General features: G+C 45.1%; 21 protein-coding genes and 2 pseudogenes. 16 read left to right on the top strand and 7 right to left on the bottom strand.

Features of this window, described 5'->3' with window-relative positions:
• Positions 1-66: 66 nt before the first annotated feature.
• Positions 67-975, bottom strand: a complete 909-nt coding sequence (locus ACPV3A_RS33225; protein WP_233354965.1) for an NAD-dependent epimerase/dehydratase family protein — start codon at positions 973-975, stop codon at positions 67-69.
• Between the two features lie 308 nt (positions 976-1,283).
• On the opposite strand from ACPV3A_RS33225, the gene ACPV3A_RS33230 reads away from it, so the two are divergent.
• The 3 genes from ACPV3A_RS33230 (at position 1,284) to ACPV3A_RS33240 (ending at position 4,872) form a co-directional block, all read left to right on the top strand.
• Positions 1,284-2,264: a dimethylarginine dimethylaminohydrolase family protein gene (locus tag ACPV3A_RS33230; protein WP_426204060.1), complete on the top strand. Its 981-nt coding sequence runs from the start codon at positions 1,284-1,286 to the stop codon at positions 2,262-2,264.
• A 416-nt stretch (positions 2,265-2,680) separates the two neighbouring features.
• Positions 2,681-3,313, top strand: a complete 633-nt coding sequence (gene vat(I) / locus ACPV3A_RS33235; RefSeq protein ID WP_426204062.1) for a streptogramin A O-acetyltransferase Vat(I) — start codon at positions 2,681-2,683, stop codon at positions 3,311-3,313.
• Between the two features lie 467 nt (positions 3,314-3,780).
• Entirely contained in the window at positions 3,781-4,872 is a 1,092-nt protein-coding gene (locus tag ACPV3A_RS33240; protein WP_426204064.1) for an alpha/beta fold hydrolase, read from the top strand.
• A gap of 51 nt (positions 4,873-4,923) precedes the next feature.
• Here ACPV3A_RS33240 and ACPV3A_RS33245 read toward each other — a convergent pair whose 3' ends face one another.
• Positions 4,924-6,414 carry a glycoside hydrolase family 43 protein gene (locus tag ACPV3A_RS33245; protein ID WP_426204066.1) on the bottom strand — a complete coding sequence of 497 codons (1,491 nt, stop codon included), beginning with the start codon at positions 6,412-6,414 and terminating at the stop codon, positions 4,924-4,926.
• A 173-nt stretch (positions 6,415-6,587) separates the two neighbouring features.
• Here ACPV3A_RS33245 and ACPV3A_RS33250 point away from each other — a divergent pair, with 173 nt between their 5' ends.
• The 3 genes and pseudogenes from ACPV3A_RS33250 to ACPV3A_RS33260 form a co-directional block, all read left to right on the top strand.
• Positions 6,588-7,502, top strand: a complete 915-nt coding sequence (locus tag ACPV3A_RS33250) for an ArsR/SmtB family transcription factor (RefSeq protein ID WP_426204111.1) — start codon at positions 6,588-6,590, stop codon at positions 7,500-7,502.
• A 268-nt stretch (positions 7,503-7,770) separates the two neighbouring features.
• On the top strand, positions 7,771-8,406 hold the full coding sequence (locus ACPV3A_RS33255) for a hypothetical protein (RefSeq protein WP_426204068.1): 636 nt from the start codon (positions 7,771-7,773) through the stop codon (positions 8,404-8,406).
• A 190-nt stretch (positions 8,407-8,596) separates the two neighbouring features.
• Positions 8,597-8,768: pseudogene (locus tag ACPV3A_RS33260) on the top strand (VOC family protein); the annotation flags it as partial.
• A gap of 67 nt (positions 8,769-8,835) precedes the next feature.
• On the opposite strand, the gene ACPV3A_RS33265 reads toward ACPV3A_RS33260, so the two are convergent.
• A complete protein-coding gene (locus ACPV3A_RS33265) occupies positions 8,836-9,744 on the bottom strand; it encodes a LysR family transcriptional regulator (protein WP_426204070.1) in 909 nt (302 codons plus the stop codon).
• A 277-nt stretch (positions 9,745-10,021) separates the two neighbouring features.
• Between ACPV3A_RS33265 and ACPV3A_RS33270 the strand changes: the two genes are divergently transcribed.
• From ACPV3A_RS33270 to ACPV3A_RS33285, 4 genes are all read left to right on the top strand, one after another.
• Positions 10,022-10,864 carry an SDR family NAD(P)-dependent oxidoreductase gene (locus ACPV3A_RS33270; RefSeq protein ID WP_426204072.1) on the top strand — a complete coding sequence of 281 codons (843 nt, stop codon included), beginning with the start codon at positions 10,022-10,024 and terminating at the stop codon, positions 10,862-10,864.
• Between the two features lie 132 nt (positions 10,865-10,996).
• The gene (locus ACPV3A_RS33275) at positions 10,997-12,163 is read left to right on the top strand and encodes an MFS transporter (protein ID WP_426204073.1); all 1,167 of its coding nucleotides are present in this window, start codon (positions 10,997-10,999) and stop codon (positions 12,161-12,163) included.
• A 106-nt stretch (positions 12,164-12,269) separates the two neighbouring features.
• Positions 12,270-13,451, top strand: a complete 1,182-nt coding sequence (locus ACPV3A_RS33280) for a Rieske (2Fe-2S) protein (RefSeq protein ID WP_426204075.1) — start codon at positions 12,270-12,272, stop codon at positions 13,449-13,451.
• Positions 13,387-14,004 carry a hypothetical protein gene (locus ACPV3A_RS33285; RefSeq protein ID WP_426204077.1) on the top strand — a complete coding sequence of 206 codons (618 nt, stop codon included), beginning with the start codon at positions 13,387-13,389 and terminating at the stop codon, positions 14,002-14,004. The genes ACPV3A_RS33280 and ACPV3A_RS33285 overlap by 65 nt, the downstream gene beginning before the upstream one ends.
• A gap of 198 nt (positions 14,005-14,202) precedes the next feature.
• Here the strand turns inward: ACPV3A_RS33285 and ACPV3A_RS33290 are convergent, their stop codons facing one another.
• The 3 genes from ACPV3A_RS33290 to ACPV3A_RS33300 all read right to left on the bottom strand — a co-directional run bounded on the left by ACPV3A_RS33290 (position 14,203) and on the right by ACPV3A_RS33300 (position 15,800).
• Positions 14,203-14,949, bottom strand: coding sequence for an SDR family oxidoreductase (locus ACPV3A_RS33290; protein ID WP_426204079.1), 747 nt, complete (start codon positions 14,947-14,949; stop codon positions 14,203-14,205).
• A gap of 152 nt (positions 14,950-15,101) precedes the next feature.
• Positions 15,102-15,518, bottom strand: coding sequence for a MerR family transcriptional regulator (locus ACPV3A_RS33295; protein ID WP_194544819.1), 417 nt, complete (start codon positions 15,516-15,518; stop codon positions 15,102-15,104).
• 81 nt (positions 15,519-15,599) lie between these two features.
• The gene (locus ACPV3A_RS33300; RefSeq protein ID WP_233354962.1) at positions 15,600-15,800 is read right to left on the bottom strand and encodes a hypothetical protein; all 201 of its coding nucleotides are present in this window, start codon (positions 15,798-15,800) and stop codon (positions 15,600-15,602) included.
• A gap of 380 nt (positions 15,801-16,180) precedes the next feature.
• On the opposite strand from ACPV3A_RS33300, the pseudogene ACPV3A_RS33305 reads away from it, so the two are divergent.
• The 4 genes and pseudogenes from ACPV3A_RS33305 (at position 16,181) to ACPV3A_RS33320 (ending at position 18,970) form a co-directional block, all read left to right on the top strand.
• A pseudogene (locus ACPV3A_RS33305) lies at positions 16,181-16,994 on the top strand (RCC1 domain-containing protein).
• 164 nt (positions 16,995-17,158) lie between these two features.
• A complete protein-coding gene (locus ACPV3A_RS33310; protein ID WP_426204081.1) occupies positions 17,159-17,659 on the top strand; it encodes a DinB family protein in 501 nt (166 codons plus the stop codon).
• Between the two features lie 23 nt (positions 17,660-17,682).
• On the top strand, positions 17,683-18,078 hold the full coding sequence (locus ACPV3A_RS33315) for a VOC family protein (RefSeq protein WP_426204083.1): 396 nt from the start codon (positions 17,683-17,685) through the stop codon (positions 18,076-18,078).
• A gap of 532 nt (positions 18,079-18,610) precedes the next feature.
• Positions 18,611-18,970 carry a DUF6463 family protein gene (locus ACPV3A_RS33320; protein WP_426204085.1) on the top strand — a complete coding sequence of 120 codons (360 nt, stop codon included), beginning with the start codon at positions 18,611-18,613 and terminating at the stop codon, positions 18,968-18,970.
• A 170-nt stretch (positions 18,971-19,140) separates the two neighbouring features.
• On the opposite strand, the gene ACPV3A_RS33325 is transcribed toward ACPV3A_RS33320, so the two are convergent.
• Positions 19,141-20,160 (bottom strand): alpha/beta fold hydrolase, encoded by a 1,020-nt coding sequence (locus ACPV3A_RS33325; RefSeq protein WP_426204087.1) that lies wholly within the window; start codon positions 20,158-20,160, stop codon positions 19,141-19,143.
• 160 nt (positions 20,161-20,320) lie between these two features.
• Between ACPV3A_RS33325 and ACPV3A_RS33330 the strand changes: the two genes are divergently transcribed.
• Positions 20,321-21,229 (top strand): LysR family transcriptional regulator, encoded by a 909-nt coding sequence (locus ACPV3A_RS33330; RefSeq protein WP_426204112.1) that lies wholly within the window; start codon positions 20,321-20,323, stop codon positions 21,227-21,229.
• 331 nt (positions 21,230-21,560) lie between these two features.
• Positions 21,561-24,590: an Ig-like domain-containing protein gene (locus ACPV3A_RS33335; protein WP_426204089.1), complete on the top strand. Its 3,030-nt coding sequence runs from the start codon at positions 21,561-21,563 to the stop codon at positions 24,588-24,590.
• Positions 24,591-24,715 lie beyond the last annotated feature (125 nt).

Below are 24,715 nucleotides of genomic sequence, written 5' to 3' on the forward strand. Positions count from 1 at the left end.
GCCTTCATTGCCTGAGCTCATTTTCTTTTTGGTGTATTTTTCGAACATGAATATATGTGTAGTGGCTTATATGTTTGTTTTCGATAAAGCAAGCTGATCTTCAGGCAGCGCCTTCGATGAACCATCGTTATGAAGAACACTACGCCATGAATACCGCGGTTCATATCCAAGTATATCTCTTGCCTTATCAATTGCCATCAGCGTCTCATGTCCCTGTACCTCTCTCTTTAAGGACACATTGGGAAAAAATCGTTTGACCAAATCCTGGCTAAGATCCGGCATGATGGTGTCCGGGGCTGTGATATGGAATACCTGATTACCTAAATTATCCTTCTCAATTGCAAGAAGACAGGCTTTGGCAGCATCTCTAACATCGCAATAGGCCCAGGCGTTTTTCTTTTGAATATCCTTTTGTTCATCATTCCAATGCATGATAGGGATTTTTTCATACTCATCCGGTTCATACATATTCGCGAAGCGAAGCGAGACGAGCTGTTGATTCGTAAGTTTATGATACATGCCTGTTAGGTGTTCCGTCAGCAGTTTCGCCATGGCATAGGATGACTTCGCGGTAGTTGGATGCTCTTCATCAACAGGGAGGTAATCCAGTTGCTCCGGTACAAACGGATAACCCAAAACCGTTTCACTTGAAGCCCATACCAGCTTGGGAATTTTAAAATCTTTACATGCTTCTAGAATGTTAAAATTAACGAGCATATTATTCTCGAATATCGCTTGGGGTGTATTCCTTACATCAGTTGGGATATTCCCAAGATGGACAACGGCATCACTTCCCATTAAAAGCTGACAGACTTGACCATAATCACGCAGCTCTGCTTGTATAAAATTTTTTGATGCTGATTCTTCCCGTAATAATCGATCTGTGGCTATAACATCATGGCCAGCTTCCAATATGGTTCTTACTGTCCAGCGGCCGATTTTTCCGGCTGCTCCTGTCACCACTACTTTCATCATTTCCCACTCCTTATTCATATTTCCGGCACAGCAAGTTGACCTTAGATCGCTGTTAGACTTCCCGTTACTTTATGGTTTTATTACTCTGCAGTTTCACGACATGCGATCAAGTTCGTCGTCTGTGGTGAGTGGAAATCGTTTGCAATATTAAGCTTAAACCAATATCGCGATTTTATTTATTCGTTGCACACTTGTTATAATGACAAATGAGTAAATTTGAACCGATCCATTTTACATGTGGTAGAGAAAACAATGATAAAGTTACTGCTTATAATTGGAATTGTCTTAAAATACAAGGAGGTATTTGTATGAGTAATGTTTTTGTAAAAAGTGAGTTTGCTCCTTTGAAAAGAGTTGTGATGGCTCAATCTGAGTTTGCATTTCCATCGAAGGAAGATTCAGGTGATGAGGAGTTTTTAACAGAAGAAAGTAAAGATTTATATAAAGGGAAGGACATATTGGGTAAAAATTATAGAGAAGTTTTTCCAGAAAGACAGAAGGCATGGGAAGATGAAAGAGATAATTTAAAGAAGGTTTTAGAAAAATACAATGTAGAAGTATTAATGCCCAGACTTCTAACGGACTACGAAAAGGAGATGGGAAAAGAGGATGGTTATAGTAATTTCTTTATAAGAGATCCCTTTTTCACAATAGGACATCTGTTAATAGAAGGTTCTCTTAGATTTCCACATAGAAGAAATGAGATACTACCCGTTAGAAATATATTAGCAATGGAGTCAGACAATAATAAATGCTTATACTTATCTATTCCTAAGCCAGATATATCAAAAGGGCATTACTCAGAAGAGGGGCCGTTTTTGGAAGGAGGAGATGTTTTAGTCCTGGATAAAACTTTATTTGTAGGCAGGTCCGGGCTTGCATCCAATGGAAATGGTATCAGATGGCTGAGAAATTTAATGAGTAATTTTGGATATAAGGTAGTCGAGGTACCACTTCACCATACCATCCTTCATCTTGACTGTGCGATTAGCCTGGTTAGAGAAGGGCTAATGATAGTATGCGAAGAAGCATTGTTAGATGGAATACCTGAACAATTTAAAGATTGGGATAAAATACATGTAACATTAGAAGACGCTTCCAGACTTGCAACAATTGGTCTTCCTGTGAATGAAAATGTATATATTACAGATCATGAATTTAAATTTATTGGAGATGAGTTAGAAAAAAGAGGAGTTAAAGTAGAGTATGTAGATTTTAAAATATCAAGAAGTTTCGGGGGATCTTTCCGATGCAGCACTCAACCGCTGTTGAGAAGTGATTTTGAATAATCGTCCCGATAATAAAATAGCCTCCGTATGTAATGTCTGAGACCAAGAGGGTTTGAAAGCTGCATAGAAATTGGCGGCGTGATTCCTCGGTAAAACACACAATCGGTTGATTCCATATGGGGAATATGGTAAATTTATCTTATTCAGTAATGAAAGGGTGACCAAAAGCCGATGATCTACTAATCCTATCCACCAAAGAAAACGATATTTCCAGGTTTTCAGGATAGGATTCGTGCGGGCTTTTTATATATTAACATAAAGTGCGACTGTTTTTTTGTATAGCAGTGCGTCTTTTTGTTTGTATGTGTGCCTCCTATCCGATGACCGGAAAGGAGGTTTTTTTGTGTGGCCGATAGTTGTGTGAACGAAGTTATCGTCTCAGCCAGATAAAATGCGAAGAGAGGGATGATGTAACAATGACAGGACCGAATCCAAATGAGAGATATCCTATACCCGGAGATAACAATCTTCAGTTTATCAAGAACACGATTACAAAACCTAATATTATCGCAGGGGATTATTCATACTATTATGCCTTAAACGGAGAATCATTTGAGGATCAAGTATTGTATCATTATGAATTCATTGGAACTAAATTAATGATCGGCAAGTTTTGTTCCATTGCTTCCGAGGTCAGATTTATGATGGATGGAGGGAACCATCGGATGGACGGTTCAACCTTTCCATTTAATATCTTTGGAAACGGCTGGGAGAAATTCACTCCATCTTTGGATCAATTGCCGATCAAGGGAGATACGATCATTGGAAATGACGTGTGGATCGGAAGGCGTGCAACGATCATGTCCGGTGTAAGGATTGGCGACGGGGCTATCATTGCCGCTGAAGCTGTCGTTGTAAAGGATGTGGAGCCTTATACAATCGTTGGTGGCAACCCTGCGAAGGAAATCCGCAAGCGATATTCTACCGAAGTCATTCAAGAGTTATTGGATATTAAATGGTGGGATTGCGATATCGAAGTCATCCATCAATATATTGGCGCAATTGTAAGCGGAGATATGGACTTGCTTAGAAAAATGAGACAAAATTAGAGTCCTTTTTATTGAAAAATGGCCATCTGATATGATGAACGTCATGGGCGAAAAAAGGGTTCTTAAACGAATGTAGAGACTTATGTTGTCATAGGGGTTTAGAGGTAAATGACCGGTCGAACCGCCGGTCATTTTTTTCGTTTGGGATGAGATAAGGACAACGGCATTACAGAACGTGAATGGCAGAAAGTTCAAACATCGGGGAAAAAGCCACGAACAGGTTTGTGTTCTCGCAGCCCCTTAAAAGGGTTCTTTTTATGGTTGTTTAACTAGGAATGTTAACTCAAAATAACAACTCATGTTACCGATGATTGGTAGATAATCCGAATGAGAATAGTATAATGCGAAGTAGGTTACTGGCTTTTGGTGATGAGGTTCAGGGAATAGCCTTGTTAAAAATAAATTTATGAAACATACAGAGGACAGGTAATCCAAGCTGAAGTATTCTCGGAGGAGGAGTAGAGGGAGTGATACATAGTGAAGGAGTAATTTTACTGGTACTTGCAATCATTGGTGTAATTGTCGCAATTACCCTAGTCATTTATGCTTATCTAAATATGAATTATGATAAAAAACCGTTAAAGCAAACATATCGTGCCGGCTATATAGAAAAACAGGTGACTCTTGATGATGGAACGATATTAAATTACGCTGAAGGACCAGCTCATGGACCGGCTCTTCTGTTAATACACGGGCAGTCCATGCAGTGGGAAGATTATGCTAGAGTACTTCCGGAGCTCGCTCAATATTATCATGTATTTGCAGTTGATTGTCACGGGCATGGAGAGTCTAGTCATGATGCTTCAAAATATACTGCTGTTGCTATGGGAAAGGATTTTGTTTGGTTTATTGAAAATGTCATTGGTGAACGGGCTGTGCTATCAGGCCATTCTTCCGGGGGCATCTTAGCCGCATGGATTGCAGCTAATGCACCGGAGGTTGTGCAAGGCATTGTTTTGGAGGACCCGCCGTTTTTTAGTGTGGAGCCCCATGAAATGAAGGATACATTTGTCTGGCTTGATAGCTTTGAACTCATACATAACTTTAACAATCAATCCGTCGAAGATGATTATGTCGTGTACTATATGGAAAACAGTTATTTATGGGGAAAATTTGGTGATTTAAGAAAGCTTACTGCCAAGAGTACGAAGCAGTACCGGGAATCACATCCTGGAGAGCCGTTGAAATTGTGGTACGTCCCCTATAAATGGATACATGGAACCCTTTATTTAGATGATTTTGACCTCGATTTTGCCGAAACTTTTTATACAGGTGATTGGTTTAAAGGATTTAATCAGGAGGAAACCTTGTCCAAAATAAACGCTCATTCTGTATATATTAAGGCAGCCACACAATTTGGCGAAGATGGAGTGCTTTATGCGGCAAACCGTGATGAGGATGCTGAAAAGGTACACAGCCTTTTAGGAAATGAGATGATCACGATTAAATCCGGGCATGATATTCATTTTGAGAAGCCGGATGAATTTATTAGAATCATGGTTGATTTTTTGAAGAAAATAAAAAAACATGGTTACAATGAAAGCCGGTACCCAGGATAATCCTGAGTAACCGGCTTTTTATTTTTTTGATAACCCGTTCAGGGAAATTTTTTAAAAATAATCGCACGTAAACTTTGAAAACTCAGCCATAGAGCCTTCTCCAAAGGCATATAAACCGATGAGTACGCCTGTAAATCCTCCCGCTACCTCAGAGGAAAGGTATCTGGTTTGTGCCGTGCCCAGGAGTATGTCCTTGCCGTTAGCGTGAATGAAGAAGCTGTAGCGCTCATGACTTGCCCGTATCTTTAAGGTCGCATGATTGACATTCCCCAGTTCTACTTCAGATTCAATGGATTTAATGTCACCGATATTCAGGCGCTCAATCACTTTATAACCGGTCTCCTCTTTACGTACGGCTAAATCATAATGATGATGTTCATCCATATAAAGCGTGATGCCGGCTTCCCCGCTCGTAAGCTGTACATCGCATGAGATTTCCGCGTTGAAGTCTCTTTGACGAATGCCGATAAATGTTGGGGACTCCGGCATATCCAAGCTCACCCCGGTCCCTTTAAGCTGTGCCTTATCGATTTCTAACCGATAGTTCTCTGCAGCAGGATGGCGAAGGAAGCACCATTCCGGATTCCAGTCCGTGTTCTCGAACGTAAAGGTTTTTTTCTCCTGCTGGACGACATGATTTGAGATCCGATCGGTCTCAAAACTCGTAAGGACGGTGCCGTTATGTCCTGCCGTAAACCAGCCATCCTCGCTAAAAGTTACCGGTGTAAGGAAAACTTCGCGACCAAGATGATGGTAGGTAAGCCATTGGCCAATTTGACGGAAACCCAGATGGAGCATCCACCAATTGCCGCCGTTATCTTGGATCAGATCGCCATGGCCAACGCCCTGCAGCTCATAACCGCCCAGATTGCGATTGGTCAATACGGGATTGTTCGGATAGGCTTCGAACGGGCCGGAGATCGAATCCCCCCGTGCATAAGTGACCATATGTCCATATTCCGTACCGCCTTCAGCCGCCATAAGGTAGTACCGGCCATTGATTTTATACATATGAGGGCTTTCCAAATATCGTCCGCCCGTTCCTTGCCATATGGAACGACTTGGCGACAGCTTGTCGCCCGTTTCAATGTCAATTTCACACTGAACAATGCCGCCAATCCCGTTATCGTCTTTTCCGTTGCTCATAAAGAAGACTTTTCCGTCTTCAAAATACAAATCGGGATCGATCCCCCCTTGATCCACATCAATCGGTTCGGACCATTCACCGTAAATATCGTCCGTCCATACATAGAAATTTTGACGCGTGGTGTCGTTGGTCGTGGTCATGTAGAATCTCCCGTTGTGGTGCCGTATCGTGGGGGCGAAAACCCCGCCGGAACTGCTTACCTTTCCGAGCTGAATCTGACTCACTCTGGTTAGGCAATGACCGATTTGCTTCCAGTTAATCAGATCTTTGCTCTCAAAAATCGGAACACCAGGGAAGTACTGAAAGGAACTGCATACTAAATAATAAGTATCTTCTACTTTGCATACACTGGGGTCAGGATAAAATCCTTTAATGACCGGGTTATGGTATATCATCGGTCCACCTCTTTCATAAATTCACATGTATATAAATCTAAAGTGATTAGCAGCAGCTAAGGAAATTAAACACCACGGGTTAAAGTCTTGCAATGGATTTGGTTTGAAGATTCATGTTAATTCTATTAAATTAATATATATGTGATTTCAACAGATACGAGGAGATTATGATGATCATCAAAGCAAACGGGGAACCGAAATTCATGCCGTTATACGAAGCGTTAGCCAGCGAGGTCAGATGGAACATCATGCGTCTCGTTGCCGATCAGGAAATGAATGTGAAGGATATTGCCAATCGATTGGAGCTCAGTCCATCGATCGTCACGATGCACATCCGGAAACTCGAACAAGCCGGACTCATCGGAAGTCGCAGGGTTCGGCAGGGCGGGGGAACGCACAAAATGTGTTTCCTCAAACCAAAAACCGTCGAGATTGAGCTGCCTTTTGCCAGCCAACCCGCGAAGATTAGGGAGCAGCGTATTTCAGTCGGTCATTACACCGCTTTTGAGGTCCATCCGACTTGCGGGCTTGGTACGCGCGAGAAAGAAATCGGAGTGTGGGACGACCCGCGGTACTTTCTCGACCCCGAACGGGTACACGCCGCCATTCTGTGGTTTGGGTGGGGCTATGTTGAGTACAAAATGCCTAACTTTTTGCTAGCCGATCAATCCGCCGAATACATTGAAATCTCCATGGAAATTGCTTCGGAAGCTCCAGGTTTAAGAGACCATTGGCCATCGGATATTGATTTTACATTCAACGGGATCCCTCTTGGGACATGGACAAGTCCGGCTGATTTCGGAAGAGCGGCGCGAGGGAGATTAACACCTGATTGGTGGCATCGAAACGTGAATCAATACGGGTTGTTGAAGACGATCCGGATTGATGCATCGGGTACGTACATGGATAATGAACGAATGTCGGAGGTGACCCTCGGGGATATCAAGCTGTGGGAACCGTTCTGGACGCTTCGTTTCGCGGTTGATGAGCATGCGGTTAACGCAGGGGGATTGACGCTTTATGGAGCCGGATTCGGCAATCACGACCAAGACATTGTCATCCGCGCATACCTTAACGACGAGCAATAATTAGGCATCAGAAGGATAAAGATGGGAGTTATTGCTGGGTAATCTCGTGGAGACTTAATGAAAATGAGATCCGCCTCATTGCAGACAGATCTGTAACTTTACATGGAGCAGTCACGTTATCTAAGAAAAGGGGGAGAGCCGACAATTTGAATGCATTGCTCGATATTCTGGACTTAAACCGATTGCAAATATCGTGAAATCAGTGGCTGTGTGATCATCCATTGCAGACATGAAGCGTATGAACGAAATACAGAAAGGGTGAACTAATGTGAATCCAAGACTCTCTGCATTCATAAAAATTTCGATGTTCGTCATGGTTCTATCGCTCACGGCATGTTCAGGAACGGCTGAGCCATCCGCCAGTCCTGAAATATCGACACCGGCCAATGAAGAGGTCACGGTTCCTGAAACTGATAACGAGCAAGCACCCAAAGTGGTGCGTCCCCAGAACGAGAACTTTGATTTGATGACGGGTGAGGGCAACCAGTCACTTCCAGCCACCTTGCATCAAGGCAAAGGCTTTTCCTTATACGTATTCGAAACGTTTGCTTTCGACGCTGACAAAGGACGTCTGTTTCTTAGCGGCAATCCGGAATACGAGGTCACCATTGAAGCGCTGCCTGCAAATTATGACTTAACGCAGCTTAAAACTGAAGGAAACAAGGAATTGGATGAGCGTGGCGAAGTATCCGATTTTAGCGGAGAGCTTGTTGAGCATCCGCTGGGTTCCGCAGAACTTTATCTTCAAACATCGAGTAGTAAAGGGATAAACGATTATATGGTGTGGAAGTCTGAAACAGGCGACGCTTTCCTGTTCCGTCTTCACAATCCAAAAGGCGAGGAAGCTTCGGAATTTGCCGGTCCGGTCCTCGTTTCGTTATCTACGGTTCAAAGCGATTCCTAATGAATTTAGGTCCGATTGACAGTAAGGATGTTCGAATTATTCCGGGGAACATGTTGAAGGGAATACCGGCGAAGCGAACCTCGGTTACCGAGGCGATGTATGAATATCACTCCATATAAGCTACAAGAAAGAGGCTGTCTCAAGACCAGCCTCTTTCTTCTGACGAATGTATGGTTTTTTCTGTTTAGAGTCAGATGGCATCCCAGCAACCATGTTTGGCGTTGCAGATATTAATAAAGAGTATAAACGATTATTGGAACAAGGCGTAAAGTTTACTATGGAGCCGACAAAAATGGGCGAGCTTACAATAGCAGTCTTCGACGGATACCTGCGGTAACTTAATTCAGATTGTGGAGAAGTGACTTTCACGACAAATTCTCAAGTAATGTGAAGGGAGGGCAGTAATCTGCCTTCCCGAGAAAGGTCTCTCTACGTATCTGATAATAAATTTCTGAATTTCGCTTGAATTTCTTTTAAAAACAAATCGGCAGCTGACGAAAAGACCTGATGTTTTTTCCAAACCATATTTAAGCCAGATTCAAGCCTTGGCTCTAGCGGTCTAAAGCAAAGGCTGCTATCACTAGACGTATTCACTATTTTATCAAGCGTTATTGCATAACCAATGCCTTCTTCAACCATAATGGCAGCATTATATGCAAGGTTATATGTAGTTACGACGTTTAATTTATCAAAACCGTCACCAAACCAAGCCGCAAATTCATTTTTAGAAAATGTCTGTTTCATAGCCTGTCTTGAACAGATTAGCGGAACATGTAATAAATCTGCTGGCTGAATGGTATCTTTGAAAGCAAGAGGACTGTCTTTCCTCATAACAACGCCCCAAACATCCTTGGCGGGAATATTGATATAATTGTATTTTGATAAATCAGCTGGTTGAATTAAAATACCAAATTCAAGCAGTCCCTTGTCAAGCCGTTCAGTTACATCATCTTCGTTTCCGCTGTAGAGGTGATACCGTATATTTGGATAGCTTGACTGCAAGTCTCTTACTACCCGTGCAATCTGCTTCATGGCGTCTGTTTCCCCACCGCCTATATAAACATCACCACTTATTGTTTCTTCCATGGATCTAAATTCTGCCGCTAATCTATCGACCATATCAACGATTTCCTCTGCTCTCTTTCTTAACAGCATTCCTTCATCTGTGAGCATGATATTGTGACTACTACGAATAAATAGTTTTTTTCCTAACTCTTGTTCGAGATCTTTTAATTGCCTTGACAAGGTTGGCTGTGTAAGATGCAAAAAGTTAGCGGCACCCGTAATACTTCCTTCACTTGCAACCGTTAGAAAATAACGCAAAACTCTAACATCCATTCATACTCCTCCTTAAGTCTTAACAATAAACGCTTCAGAAATGCTTATCAAGCATATCTAGATATAAGATATGAGTATTTGCTATGCGTATAAAGAACGTTAAAATAAATAAACAAGGTAACCGGAGGCTGTTGGCAATCTTTGTTTGTTACTTCCCATGCTGCATGGTTGATTCCTGCAACAGTGTAAAAACTGATATCTGTCATATTGGAGGGGAGCAGCATCGGAGAAAGGTAGCATAAAAAGAGAGAGATTGATTACAAGGGAGGAAGAAAATATGTCTACTAGTAAAGTTTGGGTTATCACTGGTGCAGGGCGCGGAATGGGTGTGGATTTCGTCAGAGCGGCCTTGGCTGCTGGACACAAGGTTGTTGCGACCGGTCGTAATAAAGAAGCGGTGGCAAAGGCTATTGGTGACGCTGAAAACCTGCTTGTTGCCAAACTGGATGTTACGAACCCTTTAGATGCTGAGAGAGCAGTTAAGGAGGCGGTGGAGCGCTTCGGAACGATCGACGTGCTCATCAATAATGCAGCAAACTTTTATGGGGGCTTCTTTGAGGAGCTGACCCTTGACCAAATCGAGTCGCAACTAAGGACGGTCCTGATCGGCCCAATGATCGTTACCCGTGCTGTATTGCCGGTGATGCGCAAGCAGCGTTCCGGTCACATCATCTCGATCTCTTCAGGTGCCGGTATTTCCGGATTCGAGTTTAATTCCGCTTACGCCGCGTCTAAATTCGGTCTCGAGGGATGGATGGAGTCGCTGCAGCCCGAGGTCTCGCCGTTCGGCATCCATACCACGATTGTTAACCCGGGGATGTTCCGCACCGAATTCCTTACGAAGGAGTCGGCAACCTACGCAAATCCTTCGATTGAAGACTACTCCGACCGCAGAGCAAGAAACCAAGATGCTTATAATGCCCAGAATGGCAAACAGGCCGGAGACCCGGTCAAGCTCGCCGAGGCACTAATCAAAATCTCAGAAAATGTACAGCCTCCACGTCGCTTTATCGCCGGCTCTGATGCCGTTAGCATCGCAGAGCACAAGATTGCCGACCTCCAAGATCAAGTAAACCACTACAGAGACATCTCGACGTCTATGTCGTACGAGGAAGTATAGTTTCCGTAACGATAGGCTGATCGAATTAGAGAACTTGGCTATACAAGGTCAGTCGTAGCAATGCTCCGTAAAACCGGGTCGGGGAAGTATTCCTTAACCCGGTTTTTGGACAAATGAAGATAGGAGACAAATATGAAATCCGTACGAACAAATTTGCTTATATTCATTTTGACTTTTGGGGTTTTCGGTATTCTAAATACCGAAATGGGCGTTATTGGGATCATGCCGTTAATTGCGGATGACTTTAATGTCAGTATAACCAAAGCGGGGTTGATCGTAAGTCTCTTTGCACTTGCTGTTGCAATATCTGGTCCAACCTTGCCTTTATTGTTTTCTGGCATGAATCGTAAGAAGGTCATGCTGCTTGTACTCGGTATTTTTTTTCTGGGTAACGTTGTCTCCGCAATCACATCAAACTTTACAATATTATTAATTGCTCGTGTGGTTCCAGCATTCTTTCATCCTGTTTATGTTTCATTGGCTTTTACAGTTGCTGCTGCATCGGTTAGCAAGGAAGATGCGCCAAAAGCTGTATCCAAGGTATTTATTGGAGTATCCGCAGGAATGGTACTTGGAGTTCCTATAACTAGCGTAATAGCGAACGCTACCTCGTTAGGAATGGCGATGTTATTCTTTGCGATAGTAAATGCGGTGGTTTTTATTGCAACACTCCTCTTTGTACCATCTATGCCTGTTGGTGAAAAACTTTCTTACGGAGCACAATTAAGTGTACTAAAAAGATCAATTACATGGCACTCCATTGCCGCCGTCATTTTCATGAATGGAGCCGTATTCGGTGTTTACAGTTACCTTTCGGAGTATCTTGAAAATATTACGATGATGAGTTGGAACACGATTAGCCTAATGTTACTGATATACGGAGGGGCTAATATTGTAGGAAACATTCTAGCTGGGAAGCTGCTTACTAAAAATGCCATTAAATCTGTGGTCATTTTTCCTTTTGCGTTAGGAGCAATATATCTCATCTTGTTCTTCTTGGGACGCTTTAGTGTACCAATGTACCTAATCATTTTACTCTGGGGAATTTTGGCCGGAATAGGAGCTAACATCAATCAATACTGGATTACGTCCACAGCTCCCGAGGCTCCCGAGTTTGCTAATGGTATATTCTTGACATCCACAAATTTAGGAACAACCATTGGAGCCACAGTGTGTGGACTATTTATATCAAGATTAGGAACCCAATACGTTGTCTTTGGGGGAATTCTATTTTTGATTCTAAGTTCTGTATCCATATTTCTGAGGAACTCCGTGTATCATCCTACAAAACATTCCTAGTAATCGATTTTTATTCACTTTTTAAACATACATGTTTCAAAAGTTTTGGAAATAAGATATTCTATATGCAAGGAATTCGCATGATATTGAAAATGGAGGCGTTTTCATGAATGGTTGGATTCAGGCGGGTACAGTGGATGATCTTCGAGAAGGACCGAAGCTGATTAAGGGGGGCATCGTAGTATTTTATCACGAGGATGAAGTGCACGCGCTTGACAACCGGTGCCCTCACCTCGGTTTTCCGCTCCACATGGGAAGTTTATGCAACGGAATTTTGACATGCCATTGGCATCATGCCCGGTTTGATGTATGCAGCGGCGGAACGCTGGATCCTTGGGCGGACGATGTACCGGTACACGATATAACCGTTCAAGACAGTTTGATATGGGTCAACCCAAAATCCAGGAACAGCAATCAAGTACAGCTGTATAAAGACCGACTTCTGAGCGGCCTTGAGCAAAATATCGGACTTGTCATAGCCAAGGCCATAGTCGGATTAATGGAGGCGGGCGTTCCAGATACGGAAATTGCCGCGATTGGGATCGAATTTGGGGTCAAACAGCGCAGGCAAGGGTGGGGCTCTGGATTAACGATTTTGACAGCGATGGCCAACGTCCTGCCAAAGCTCGATAAACAAGGCCGGATCCTTGCGTTGTTTCAAGGACTCCTGCACACGGCGCGCGAATCAGCCGGTGGCGGAACGCGATTCTTACTCGATCCACTTCCGGATGCAGGCGTATCCGAAGAACGGTTGACGGGATGGTATCGCGATTGCATTGAGGTTCGGGATACGCGCGGTGCGGAACGGGTACTGCTGACTGCCGTGCAAGCGGGAACCGATAAGAAGCGATTATTCTCTATGATGAGCATGGCGGCGACGGATCATTTTTATATTAATGGAGGCCATACGCTAGACTTCCATAATAAGGCATTTGAGAGCTTGAAGTACGTTGGGCACGAGCAGCACCAATATGTACTCGCTTCACTCGTTCCGATGTTCGGGAACGCATCGCGGAGCGAAGAGCTTCATAGCTGGCAGTCCCCGGTCAATTTGGTTCAGCCGATAAAGGAAGCGTTTGAGGAGCTGTCCCAAAAAGGCGTTTCAACGGGAAGCGGGGGCTCTGGCATCGATGACGAGGCGCTGTTTCAAGCGCTGCTTGGCGATGATCCGCTTCGGACAGTACACATGTTGAAGGATGCTTTACTCGGGGGGCGCCTCTGCAGTGCGTATCTCGCAAATTGCCGCATTGGCTGCTTCAGAACGGATCGTCCGTTTCCATACGCATAACGATTTCGGGGACTGGATCTCGGTGCTGCACACCTTTACGCATGCTCACGCCGTTCACGAAGGTTTGATCCGCTCCGCTGATTTATGGCTGGTTCGCGGTATTTTCCATACTGCGGCTACGATTTACCTCGACCGGTTTTTGAACGTCCCTGCTGCACCGAGACCAGATGCAATGGGTGCAACAGAGGAAGTACCGCAGCCCGCCGAGCTGCTTGAGATTCTCAACAAGCAGCAGCAAGTGGCGCCGGCGGCGGCATGGGTGATCCGTTATCTGCGCAGCGGCGGAAAGCCAGAACCTTTATTCAACGTATTGGGTCATGCGCTCCTTCGAGAGGATGCAGAATTCCACACCTTCCAGATGTACGAGGCGGCCGTGGCGGAATATGACCACTGGGCTTCCGAGTCTGGACCGTTCGCAGAGAGGGCCCGCGAAACGCTGATCCTTGCGGTTACCCGTTATTTGGCGTCGCATGCTCCGACTTCCCGTGAGACGCCGCATACGGCTAAAATTGCATGGCGGCTCCATCGTGGCGAGAAGTTGTTTGAAGAATAATTAAGTGAGAAACCCGCTACAACAATTGCAGAGTAGAGGTGTTAGCTGAATCATCCTTAATCAACATTCTTAGCATTAACCTAAAAAAGGCTCTCTTTGAGGGTCTTTTTATTATGAACATAAAACAAGGCTGCCGAGGTTATCTCGACAGCCTGATCTTTTAGTAGCTGAATAGCTCTTTGCTTTATCTTATGAGTGTTACCAAGGTTGCTTTGTTGGTCCAATTGTAAATTCATTAACGTTTGTATCTTCTGGCTGATCAATCGCGAATGCGACAACATTGGCTACTCGATCAGGTGAAATGCCATATTGTTCGTATAACGCAGTCATACCTTCAGAAATATTTTTATCCGTAATTGTATCCAGCAATTCCGTGTGGATCGCCGCGGGATATATCGTTGCTGTGCGGATGTTCGTACCTTCTTGGGCTGATTCCATGCGCAACACTTCCATCAAATCCCGAACAGCCCACTTTGTTGCACCATAAACCGCACCGCCTGGGTAAGCTTTGAGCCCGGCCACGGATGAAGTAGTGATGATATGTCCAGACTTTTGCGATGTGAATGTTGGCAATACTGCGGCGATACCATTCAATACACCTTTAATATTAACGTCAACCATCTGGTGCCACTCGTTTGTTTTTAATTCGGAAAGGGGGGAATTAGGCATTAGTCCAGCGTTCAAGAAGATTACATCGACACCGCCAAAAGTGTCTTTAGCTAGCTGAACAAGTTTATGACTATCATCTGGATTGACAACATCTGTTACACGATAAGCAGCATGTCCACCAGCTTTTTGAATTTCCTCAGCCAAGGCTTTTAATTTGTCTTCGCGGCGTGCGCCCATAACAATTCTGGCACCCTTGCTTGCCAATAATTTTGCAGTAGCTTCTCCAATTCCGGAAGAAGCTCCAGTGATTATAACTACTTTGTTTTCAATCGTCATCTCGATTCCTCCTTTGAGTATAAATTGAGTGTAAACCATAGAGTTAACTCTAAAGCAAGAGAGGATTTTAACAATTTAGAGATCGGCTAACGTATAAGAAACAAAAGAAAGAGCCACCCGTATTTATCATCTAAATTACAGGAGGCTCATCTTTAGTTAGAAATAGGAATTTCTATTTTATTGTTTATATGAATATCTTCAGTTCCGGCTTCTAATGCCGTTTTGTAGTATAAGCATTTATGCTCGACTAGTTCCATTGTTTGTTTTAGTTCTTCCATCTGTTTTTCCACTATAGCTTTTCGTTCCATAAACATGTCAAATCTTTGCTGCAATGTGGCATCTCCATCCATCACCCAATCTATGAAGGTCTTTATTTCCTTGATTTGCATACCTGTGGATTTTAAACATTCAATTACCTTTAAAGCGGCAAGATCGGATTCTTTAAACAAACGTTGGCCGCTTGCCGTGCGTTCAACAAAAGGCATAAGTCCTTCCTTGTCATAGTAACGCAGCGTATAAGCAGTGACATTTAATTCCTTTGCTGCTTCACTGATCGAATATGTCTTCATCATATCTCTCCTTATAACTACTATAGACTTCGAGTTAACTCTATGAATAGGAAGGATAGTATCATAAGGTTTGTATGGATGTCAATTTGCTGATCCCGAAAAAATGCAGCAGACCCATAGGTTCGATGCATTCTTTTTATAACGAGTTATACTTCGATGACGAGGGGATAACTCCTCTTCTCTGGACCATCCCTCACCAAATAAGACGTCATCATTGAGTTGAGCGAATTTGGGCGCAAACTCACCGAGTAAATTACGTCCAGCCGTTTGTTTTTCTGCCATATCATTTATTCCTCCAATCATTTCATGGTGAGGAATAAGTATAAACCTTAAAGTTAACTCTAACGCAAGCAATTCAGTTCGGGAGCTAAGGTGTATAATATCTTCTATTACTGGTTGTCCGAGGTACGCCCGGCACCAAACTTAGATCTTCATATCTTCTCAATGCGGTGGTGCTAACGAGAAGTCCTTTGGAAATTGGTTTCGGTATAAAGGTATTTTGTCCCATTGGCTACACCTTCCTTAAAGTCAAACTCTGAAGTATGATGACAACATTATGAGATTTACAGCCATCCCCACAAGGATTATGGGTATATCAAACGAGTACTTGCATGAATGTTGTATGATCGAAGTTAGCAAGAACAAACGAGGAGGAGAGCTTAATGGAAAAGGGTGAACTTGGGTTTAGCAAGGTATGGGCAATTCCGAAAGATATCATAGCAGCGGGTTGCCGTCATACCGTAGGACTTAATTCGGACGGTACGGTAACAGCTGTAGGGGATAATAAATATGGCCAATGTGATGTAAGCGGCTGGCGAGATATGGTTGCGGTAGCGGCGGGGAATGTTCATATGGCGACGAATACAGGTAATGCTCATACCGTCGGGCTTAGATCGGACGGCACCGTGGCAGCTGTGGGTTGGAACAAGCATGACCAATGCAATGTAAACGACTGGCGTGACATCGTGGCGGTTGCGGCGGGTTGGCGTCGAACCGTCGGGCTTAAATCGGATGGCACGGTGGTGGCTGTGGGTCGAGATCATGAAGGCCAATGCAATGTGAGCGGCTGGCGTGATATGGTTGCGGTTGCGGCTGGTGACTGGCATACCGTCGGGCTTAATTCGAATGGAATGCTGACAACTGTGGGTAACAATCGTTATGGCCAATGTAATGTAAGCGGCTGGCGCGACATTGTGGCAGCTGAGGCAGGGTACCTTCATACTGTCGGGCTTAAGTCGGACGGCACGGTGGTGGCTGCGGGTTTGAATAAGCATGGCCAATGCGATGTAAGCGGCTGGCGCGATACTATGGCGATAGCGGCGGGTAGTCATCACACCATCGGCCTAAGATCGGACGGTACGGTGACGGCTGTGGGTTGGAATAAAATCGGACGGCACGGTGGTGGCTGTAGGCGATAATGAATATGGCCAATGTGATGTAAGCGGTTGGCATGACATCCAACTGCCCAGTAATTAATTTCCAATATTAAAGGATACATATACTATTATGAGCCATGCCTGAATTGTGAAATTGCTTGACTCTGAAAAGTAAGACAAAATAGCAAATAAAAAGAAATATCCAATACTCTACTGTAATAGGATGAGAATGAGTTGATTTGACATGATGGAAAGGTGAGGCAATTGAATTATTCGGAACTAATCGATTTATACAAGATCAATCTGCAGCAGTATTCCATCGACCAATTAAGACATGTATCTGATCAAGGCGTATGGTCACTCGGCCAAATGTATGACCATATGATCCTCACTGCTCTCGATTACCTTGACCAAGTGCAAAGATGTGCGTCCATGAGTGAAGAGCAACTGCAAGGAAAGACAGAGGCTGGTTATCAATTGTTTTGCGCCGGTTCATTTCCTCCGATAAAAATCAGATTACCGGATGGGCCTGAGAATACCCCAAGTAATTCGGAAACCGTGGATGATCTCATTCGCGGACTCGATACGGTGCTTCAGAGAATGTATGAATGGGAGGAAAACTTAAATGCAATAAACCCAAATTATAAAGTCAGACATGAGGGATTTGGGTGGCTCAACGCACGGGAGTGGTTCGATTTGGTCGGTATGCATTTCCGCCATCACTTACGGCAGAAGGCCGAACTGGATCTAAAACTTGAGTTTTAATTTTAATGTGAAGGGGGATATGTATGAAAACTTTAGGATCCTTGAATATGGATGTGATAACTTTATTTGTAGAGGATTTGCAAAGAGTGAGGGCGTTCTATCAAGAAGTATTCGGATTATCCGTCGTATATGAAGACGCTGTTTCTGCGGTATTCAACTTCGGAAATATGAGCATAAATCTCCTGGATATTTCTGAAGCATATGCTCTGATCCATCCTGGAACAGTCGCAAACCGAGATTCCGGATCTCGTTTCCAGTTTACCATCCGGGTGGATGATGTAGATGCAGTGTGTGATGAATTGAAACCACATGGCGTAACTCTACTTAACGGTCCAATGGACCGGCCTTGGGGAGTACGCACTGCTGCCTTCATGGATCCGGCAGGACATGTCTGGGAGATAGCGCAGCAATTAACCTAGAGACGAATGAAATGGTCGCAAAGAGTTTATTCACAAAATAACTACGGCATTTGCATCTTGACATTGCTACGAAAACGTATTAAATTTGATACAGCCACTTACTACGAGTTCGTACTAAAAAGAAGTCGCCGGATGGAATGGGGGCGCCGCTACGTTCGAGGACCGGTATCGAGAGCTATCATCGGGTAAATTCCAAGATCTAGCAGTGACTTTTTTCCAGTTCGACACTTTATTTTTATTATTTATTACGAAATCGTACTAAATATGCAATGACCGCTGCGGCTGCTGATACGTATTGAGTTGAATTGGCATGACATAGCATTAATAGTGGCGCGGATCATAGGAATCGGAGTGGCGTTGGTTCATGGCATTCTGACCCAACGGACATTGGTCAGGCCGTTTGCGAATTAGGAGATCACTATTCCCTGACGCAGAAATCAGACGGATCGTGCCGGGATTCATACAGTTCAGCACATCGACTGGATCCTCGGCGTCAGCGCCTTGATCGCTATGAAGAAAAGGAGGGAACAATATGGTAGGTGGGGCAAAGCGCCATGTTGGCCTGATGCTTATGTTAACCGGGTTACTGCATGTGATTTATGGACTTTTTGCATACGCAAGTCAATTACACCCCCTCATCACTGAAGGCTTGTGGGGTACAGTGGCGGATGATCAGTGGGATCGTGGAACCGCGTTCTGGTTCACGATGTTTGGATTTCTGCTAATGTTGCTTGGCTATATGGTGGATTGGCTGATTAAAAAGAAGGGGATCGTTCCTCCCGCAGTTCTCGGTTGGATGCTGCTAAGTGTCTGCTTGACCGGCGCTATCGTAATGCCAGCTTCGGGTTTTTGGCTTGGCCTGCCTCAGGCATGGCTTTTATTACGAACGTGAAAGGACACTACAAAAAAAGAGGTCAACCAGCAAGTTCTGGTGACCTCATATTACGATCGTGCAGGGTCGTTACTTCATGAGAGTTATGACAGACGAGAGCCATGTTTCAACCATACTTAGAAAATAAAGTTTGAGAAATGAATTGATATTTTGTAGTATCGAGTGATGATCTATCCGTTTGTACTAAGCGCCAACAAGCGTTTAAGGTTGTCATCAATACATTTATTATCGGCTTGGTTGATACCGCGACCAGCAAAATGTCCCCAGATCGACTCGATCGGATTAAACACAGCATGAGGAATAAGCTTAGCCTCGTATTCGTTATCGTCCGCCGTGCAGAAAAGATCCGTACTCCCTGGCATCACACACGCAAGTGCTTTGATGCTTCTGAGCGCCTTATCGAAATCTCCGTTATAAGAGGGGTTTGCACTAATATCTGCATGCTGTCCTGTCCATAACATGGCCAGGACATTGTGCGGATCCATCTGCATAAAGCTTTCCTCCCAAAAACCAGCCACAAAATCCGGCAATGCGTCAAATCCTAGCTCACGATAAATTTCCTTTCTGTAAAACGCTTGAGATACTCCCCATCCCGCATAGACACGGCCAACGGCACGCATGTCTGCAGAAGTCAACTGGTCTAGTTTACTTGTATTGGAGCCGACTGCAGCTATGAGTGCAGCTTTCATCCCTTCCAAGACGACATACGTTTGAGGCCAAGTCTTTGCAACACCGGCGAAGGGGGCAATTCGTTCCACCATGTCTGGATAACTTGCTCCCCACTGGAATGCTTGAATGCCTCCCATGGACCATCCAACGACGAGTGCAATCTTATGAATCCCGAATTTTTCGGTGACCAGCCGATGCTGGAACTTAACGTTGTCATAGATGGTTACCTGCGGAAAATTAGCCCGGTCGAATGGGGGAGGCGTGTTGCTGGGTGACGAAGATAATCCGTTGCCCAGCAGATTTGGAACGATAATGAAGTATTCTCTCGGATCTAGTGCCATATCGTTTCCAATCAACCACTCATTCTGAACATGGTGGTCGCCAAAAGCCGTTGGATAGACGATGACATTATCTTTCTTCTCGTTCAATTGTCCATATGTCTTATAAGCAAGAAAAGCGTTCGGTAACGTCACTCCGGATTGCAAGGTAACGTCACCCAAATTAAAAATCTCATAATCCATCGTATTGTTTACTCCCTTCAAAATGAAACCATATATTTAAAATGTAGTTCTTGTTGTTAGTATAGTTCCGTGATACTCTCAATAAAAGTGAATGGATTTCAAAGCAATATTCAATAATTTTGAAGGTAAAAAGGTAAAAAGGTAAAAGGGGGATCGTATGATGGAATTGCGCCAACTGAACACGTTCCGCACGGTTGCCACAACTTTAAATTTTAGTCGGGCTGCGGAAGTGCTGAACTATGTCCCCTCCAACGTCACGATGCAAATGAAAGCATTGGAGGATGAACTTGGTGTTCGTCTCTTTGACCGCTTGGGCAAGCAGCTCGTTCTGACGACTGCGGGTAAGCGTTTTTTGACTCAAGTCGAAGGGGTGCTAAACAAATTGGACGAAGCACGCAGCGTCGTACATGACAATGATAACTTAAGCGGCACTCTAACGATTAGCGCTAACGAAGTTCTTTGCGCCTATCGGCTTCCCGTTGTCTTTCAACGTTTTCGTTCGAGCCATCCGGGCGTGCGCCTCATCTTCCGCTCCGTTCCCAATCAGGAACTCAAGCAAACGCTCTTTGAGGGAACCGCGGATGTCGTCTTTATGTTGGACGAACCTATTCGCTCAAGCGGACTTGCGGTGGAGCCGTTGGTGGAAGAAACTTTCCGATTATTCGCCGCTCCGAACCACCCGCTTGCAAAACGCACTGTGCTGCAGCTGGAAGATTTTCACGGAGAAGTGTTTCTGACGAATGAAAAGGGTTGTCCCTATCGAACCATGTTTGACCGGTCGTTTGAGAAAGAGGGCATTGATAGTATTACTTATTTAGAGTTTCAAAGTGCCGAAGCCATTAAACAATGCGCAATTACGGGAATCGGCATTGCCTTTCTTCCTGAGATCGTCGCGGAAGCCGAAGTTGAACGGGGCGTACTTGTTGCCCTTCCATGGCAGATTCCGGACTTGCACGTGTATACACAAATGTCATGGCATAAAGATAAGTGGCTTTCACCTATCATATTATCTTTCATAGAAGCAGCAAGGGAGGTAATTGCTGTAGAGGAGGAGGAGAAAATCGTATAGCTTAAAGTAGCTGTCGAGAGACAAGAACGAATCAAATATCATTCGAAAGTCGCTAAATTAGCGGCTTTTTGTTTTTGAAACCAAGTCCTCATCCTGAAAATGAGGTAAATAGAAAGAGATAACCATATTGGGATGAAAGGAAAAGCAGCGAATCAGGCGTTGACGCTGCCCCTTGATACGTGGTAACTTATGAACATAAAATACATGTTAAATACATGTATCCGATAAGGAGGGGGATAGCACATACATATCAGGAGAGCAGAAAGGAAAGTTATGTTTTCAGGATTGAAAGCGCTACCATTTGATTTAGCCAAAGGAGAGAATTGATGAAATGAAGCTCAGATTGTTTCGATCCAAAGGTTGGACGTGGACCCTTGCTTTCGCAATGATTTTTCCCCAGCTGTTTATGCCGGCGGGCGCCGATGCTGAGGGGAGCACTAAGCCCGCACACTCGTCGTACGGTCTGGACCTAACGCTGCCGGACACGGTTGATGTAGGTAACCTGGTTGATTACACCGTGACGCTTGCCACTTATGAGACGGCCTCTGCAACCTATGGAAATGTTTATTTTGAAGTGGATACAAGCGGGCCGGGGCACGCGGTTTATAGTTCTGCCGAGGTTCCAGGAGCTGGGGAGGTATCCTTCACTGACCGTTCAAAATTGCATAAAGAGGGATTCCGACTGCCTCCGCAATATTCTAACACCTCGAACTGGACGGTAGAGTTCGATCAGCCGGGAGAATATGTCGTGACCTATAAAGTCATCAGCCGGGATGAAACGGTGGTTGCTGCCACGGCGAAGAAGGTGAATGTGACCTCGGGCCAATCGCAGTATCAGATCGAGATCATGGATCTGGATCAGGCTGGCGTAGGGGAAAACCTGTCTATGCCCGTCACGATCTCCACGAAAGCCCGCGAAACAGAAGGCATTAAGCGTGCCTATCTGCAGGTTTCCAAGACCCAAGGAGAAGGAGATATGATCTTCACCGTTCAGGACGAAGAGGGACACTATCAGTCGATACTGAACAACGGGGAGTACGGCAGGCCGGGCTTCGAACTGCCAGCAGATTACCATTCCACCAAGGATTGGAGCGTCAAATTTTCGAAAATCGGTTCGTACACCTTCAGCTACCGGCTGATCGACAGCGAAAGCGGTGATGTGCTGGCTGAAGACGAGGAATCGGTGGAAGTCGTTCCTGCCTATCAAAATCTGGGCATCCAGGTGTATAACAACTATGTCATGCGGGCTGTATTCGGAAAAGAAAACGGACGCGATGTCGCTTATATGGTTCAGGTCGGCGATCCGGCCCAGCTCGTTGTCGTCGATATTCAGACCGAGGAGACGATACAGGCGATCGATCTGCCGGGGGCAACCGGAGCCTGGGGGATGGCCGTAGCTACGGACGGCATGGTTTATCTCGGTTCCTACGGCACCGCTTCACTTTACCGGTATGATCCGTCTACCGATACGATCGTCAATCTGGGAGACCCGGCCGAGGGCACGGCCAGCCCAACCACTCAGTTTTTCGAGCTGACCCCGGGAGTGGACGGCAAAATCTACGGCGGTGTCTATCCGTCAGGTTCGGTGTTTGAATATGACCCGGTAAAAGGCTTTACGAATTTCGGCAATCCGGTGCCTGGCCAGATTTATCCGCGGAGCGTGGCATACGACAAGGAAGAGAACATGTTGTACGTCGGAGGCGGCGGAACGAAAAACTACCTCATTCGCCATGATCTGAACACCGATCAGAAGACCAACATCATGCCGGCACAGTATAATCTGACGAGCACTTATGATCTGAACATCGCCGGTGATAAGCTGTTCCTGAAGATGGACCCAGGCTACAAGATGATCGTGTTGGACAAAATCACCGGTGCGGTAATTAAAGACGATGAGCTTATCCACTCCAGAGGTGTGTCCGAGCCGCACGAAGGGAAGGTATACTTTACCTACGGCGGCATTCTAAAAAGCTATGATCTGTCGACCAACCAAGTGGAAGAGATATACACAGGCAGTGAAGTAATCAATTTTGTCTCCAACGTGATTGGCTGGGGCTCAGCTATGATTGATGATCCCGATTATCCAGGTCCGACGCTGATCGGCGTTGCTGGAAATAATTCGGCCAAAGTAATCAAATACAATTTGGAGCGTGGCACGCTGAAGCAGGCCATTATGCCGCTGCCAAAGCAACCGATCGACTTGCATATTACCGGGCAGGGGCCGGACGGCAAAATCTATGCCGGCGGATTCCTTCCCGGCGGCATGGGCATTTATGATCCGGACACAGGCCTTTCCACCAACAACTCGATCGGGCAGACTGAAGGGATGACTTCCATTGGAGACAAAATGTACTTCGGTACCTATCCGGGCGCAAATATTTTTGAATATGATACCACCAAGCCGTGGAGAAGCTCCGGTACCAACCGAACCGTGAACAAGCTGTTTGATTTGAAAACCGAGCATCTGCAGGATCGTCCGTTTGCCATGCTAGGAGCGGAAAACATGCTGTTCATCGGTACAGTCCCGGACTACGGGAAGCTAGGTGGAGCCTTCAGTGTTTATGACCCGGCCACCAAGAATTTGTCGGTTCATACGCAGATCGTGCCGAATCAGAGCATCGTATCCCTAGCCTACAAGGAAGGAAGGATTTATGCAGGCAGCTCCATCCGGGGAGGCCTCGGCAGCACACCGACCGAAAATGAAGCGAAGTTATTTGTATGGGATATAGCGAGAGGAATAAAGGAAAAAGAGATCGTGCCAGTTCCAGGAAAAGGAGCTATCACCTCGCTGATAGAAGGTCCGGACGGGAACATCTGGGGCTTTGCCATGGGAACGTTGTTCATCTATGATCCGTCGTCAGGAGAGGTGATATATCAGGACGAGAAGTTTCCGGATGCGGGCGGACAGTGGAGAGATGCAAGCCTCGTTATCGGGAAAGACGGCCTCGTCTATGGAACGATGAGCGGTAAGCTGTTCTCCATCCATCCTGACGACAAAACATTAACCGTCATGAGAAACCAGGCTGCCTGGTTGTCGCGGGATAACATGGGCAACCTGTACTTTGTGACCAATAATGAGCTTTGGCGCCATGTGATCGAGGATAACAGAGCTGCGGTTACCGAGGTGCGTCTGAGCGCGAGCACGCTGGAGTTGTCCGTTGATCAAACGGCCGAATTAAAAGCGGAGGTTCATCCATCATTTGCAACAGTAAAGAACGTCACGTGGACCTCCAGCAATAGCGCCGTTGCCTCCGTCAGCGCTACCGGAGTCGTCAAAGGCCTGCAGCCGGGAACGACGGTTATTAGCGTTACAACTTTAGACGGCAGCAAGACGGCGGAATGCGTAGTTACCGTTAATTAGTTCGGAACTGCAAAAGAAGCAGCACCAATTGGAACATTTGGTGCTGCTTCACCTTCGCAATGGAGTAAATACGACAAAAATTTGAATTGACAGATCATTAAAAATACAAGTAATATACATGTATG

The organism is Paenibacillus sp. Dod16 (assembly GCF_049893405.1).
Taxonomy (GTDB): Bacteria; Bacillota; Bacilli; order Paenibacillales; family Paenibacillaceae; genus Paenibacillus_AQ.

Coding starts and splice junctions, on each gene's coding strand:
- ACPV3A_RS33225 (WP_233354965.1), bottom strand. CDS start 975: ATGATGAAAGTAGTGGTGACAGGAGCAGCCGGAAAAATCGGCCGCTGG.
- ACPV3A_RS33230 (WP_426204060.1), top strand. CDS start 1,284: ATGAGTAATGTTTTTGTAAAAAGTGAGTTTGCTCCTTTGAAAAGAGTT.
- ACPV3A_RS33245 (WP_426204066.1), bottom strand. CDS start 6,414: ATGATATACCATAACCCGGTCATTAAAGGATTTTATCCTGACCCCAGT.
- ACPV3A_RS33265 (WP_426204070.1), bottom strand. CDS start 9,744: ATGGATGTTAGAGTTTTGCGTTATTTTCTAACGGTTGCAAGTGAAGGA.
- ACPV3A_RS33270 (WP_426204072.1), top strand. CDS start 10,022: ATGTCTACTAGTAAAGTTTGGGTTATCACTGGTGCAGGGCGCGGAATG.
- ACPV3A_RS33275 (WP_426204073.1), top strand. CDS start 10,997: ATGAAATCCGTACGAACAAATTTGCTTATATTCATTTTGACTTTTGGG.
- ACPV3A_RS33280 (WP_426204075.1), top strand. CDS start 12,270: ATGAATGGTTGGATTCAGGCGGGTACAGTGGATGATCTTCGAGAAGGA.
- ACPV3A_RS33290 (WP_426204079.1), bottom strand. CDS start 14,949: ATGACGATTGAAAACAAAGTAGTTATAATCACTGGAGCTTCTTCCGGA.
- ACPV3A_RS33295 (WP_194544819.1), bottom strand. CDS start 15,518: ATGAAGACATATTCGATCAGTGAAGCAGCAAAGGAATTAAATGTCACT.
- ACPV3A_RS33300 (WP_233354962.1), bottom strand. CDS start 15,800: ATGGCAGAAAAACAAACGGCTGGACGTAATTTACTCGGTGAGTTTGCG.
- ACPV3A_RS33315 (WP_426204083.1), top strand. CDS start 17,683: ATGAAAACTTTAGGATCCTTGAATATGGATGTGATAACTTTATTTGTA.
- ACPV3A_RS33320 (WP_426204085.1), top strand. CDS start 18,611: ATGGTAGGTGGGGCAAAGCGCCATGTTGGCCTGATGCTTATGTTAACC.
- ACPV3A_RS33325 (WP_426204087.1), bottom strand. CDS start 20,160: ATGGATTATGAGATTTTTAATTTGGGTGACGTTACCTTGCAATCCGGA.
- ACPV3A_RS33330 (WP_426204112.1), top strand. CDS start 20,321: ATGGAATTGCGCCAACTGAACACGTTCCGCACGGTTGCCACAACTTTA.
- ACPV3A_RS33335 (WP_426204089.1), top strand. CDS start 21,561: ATGAAGCTCAGATTGTTTCGATCCAAAGGTTGGACGTGGACCCTTGCT.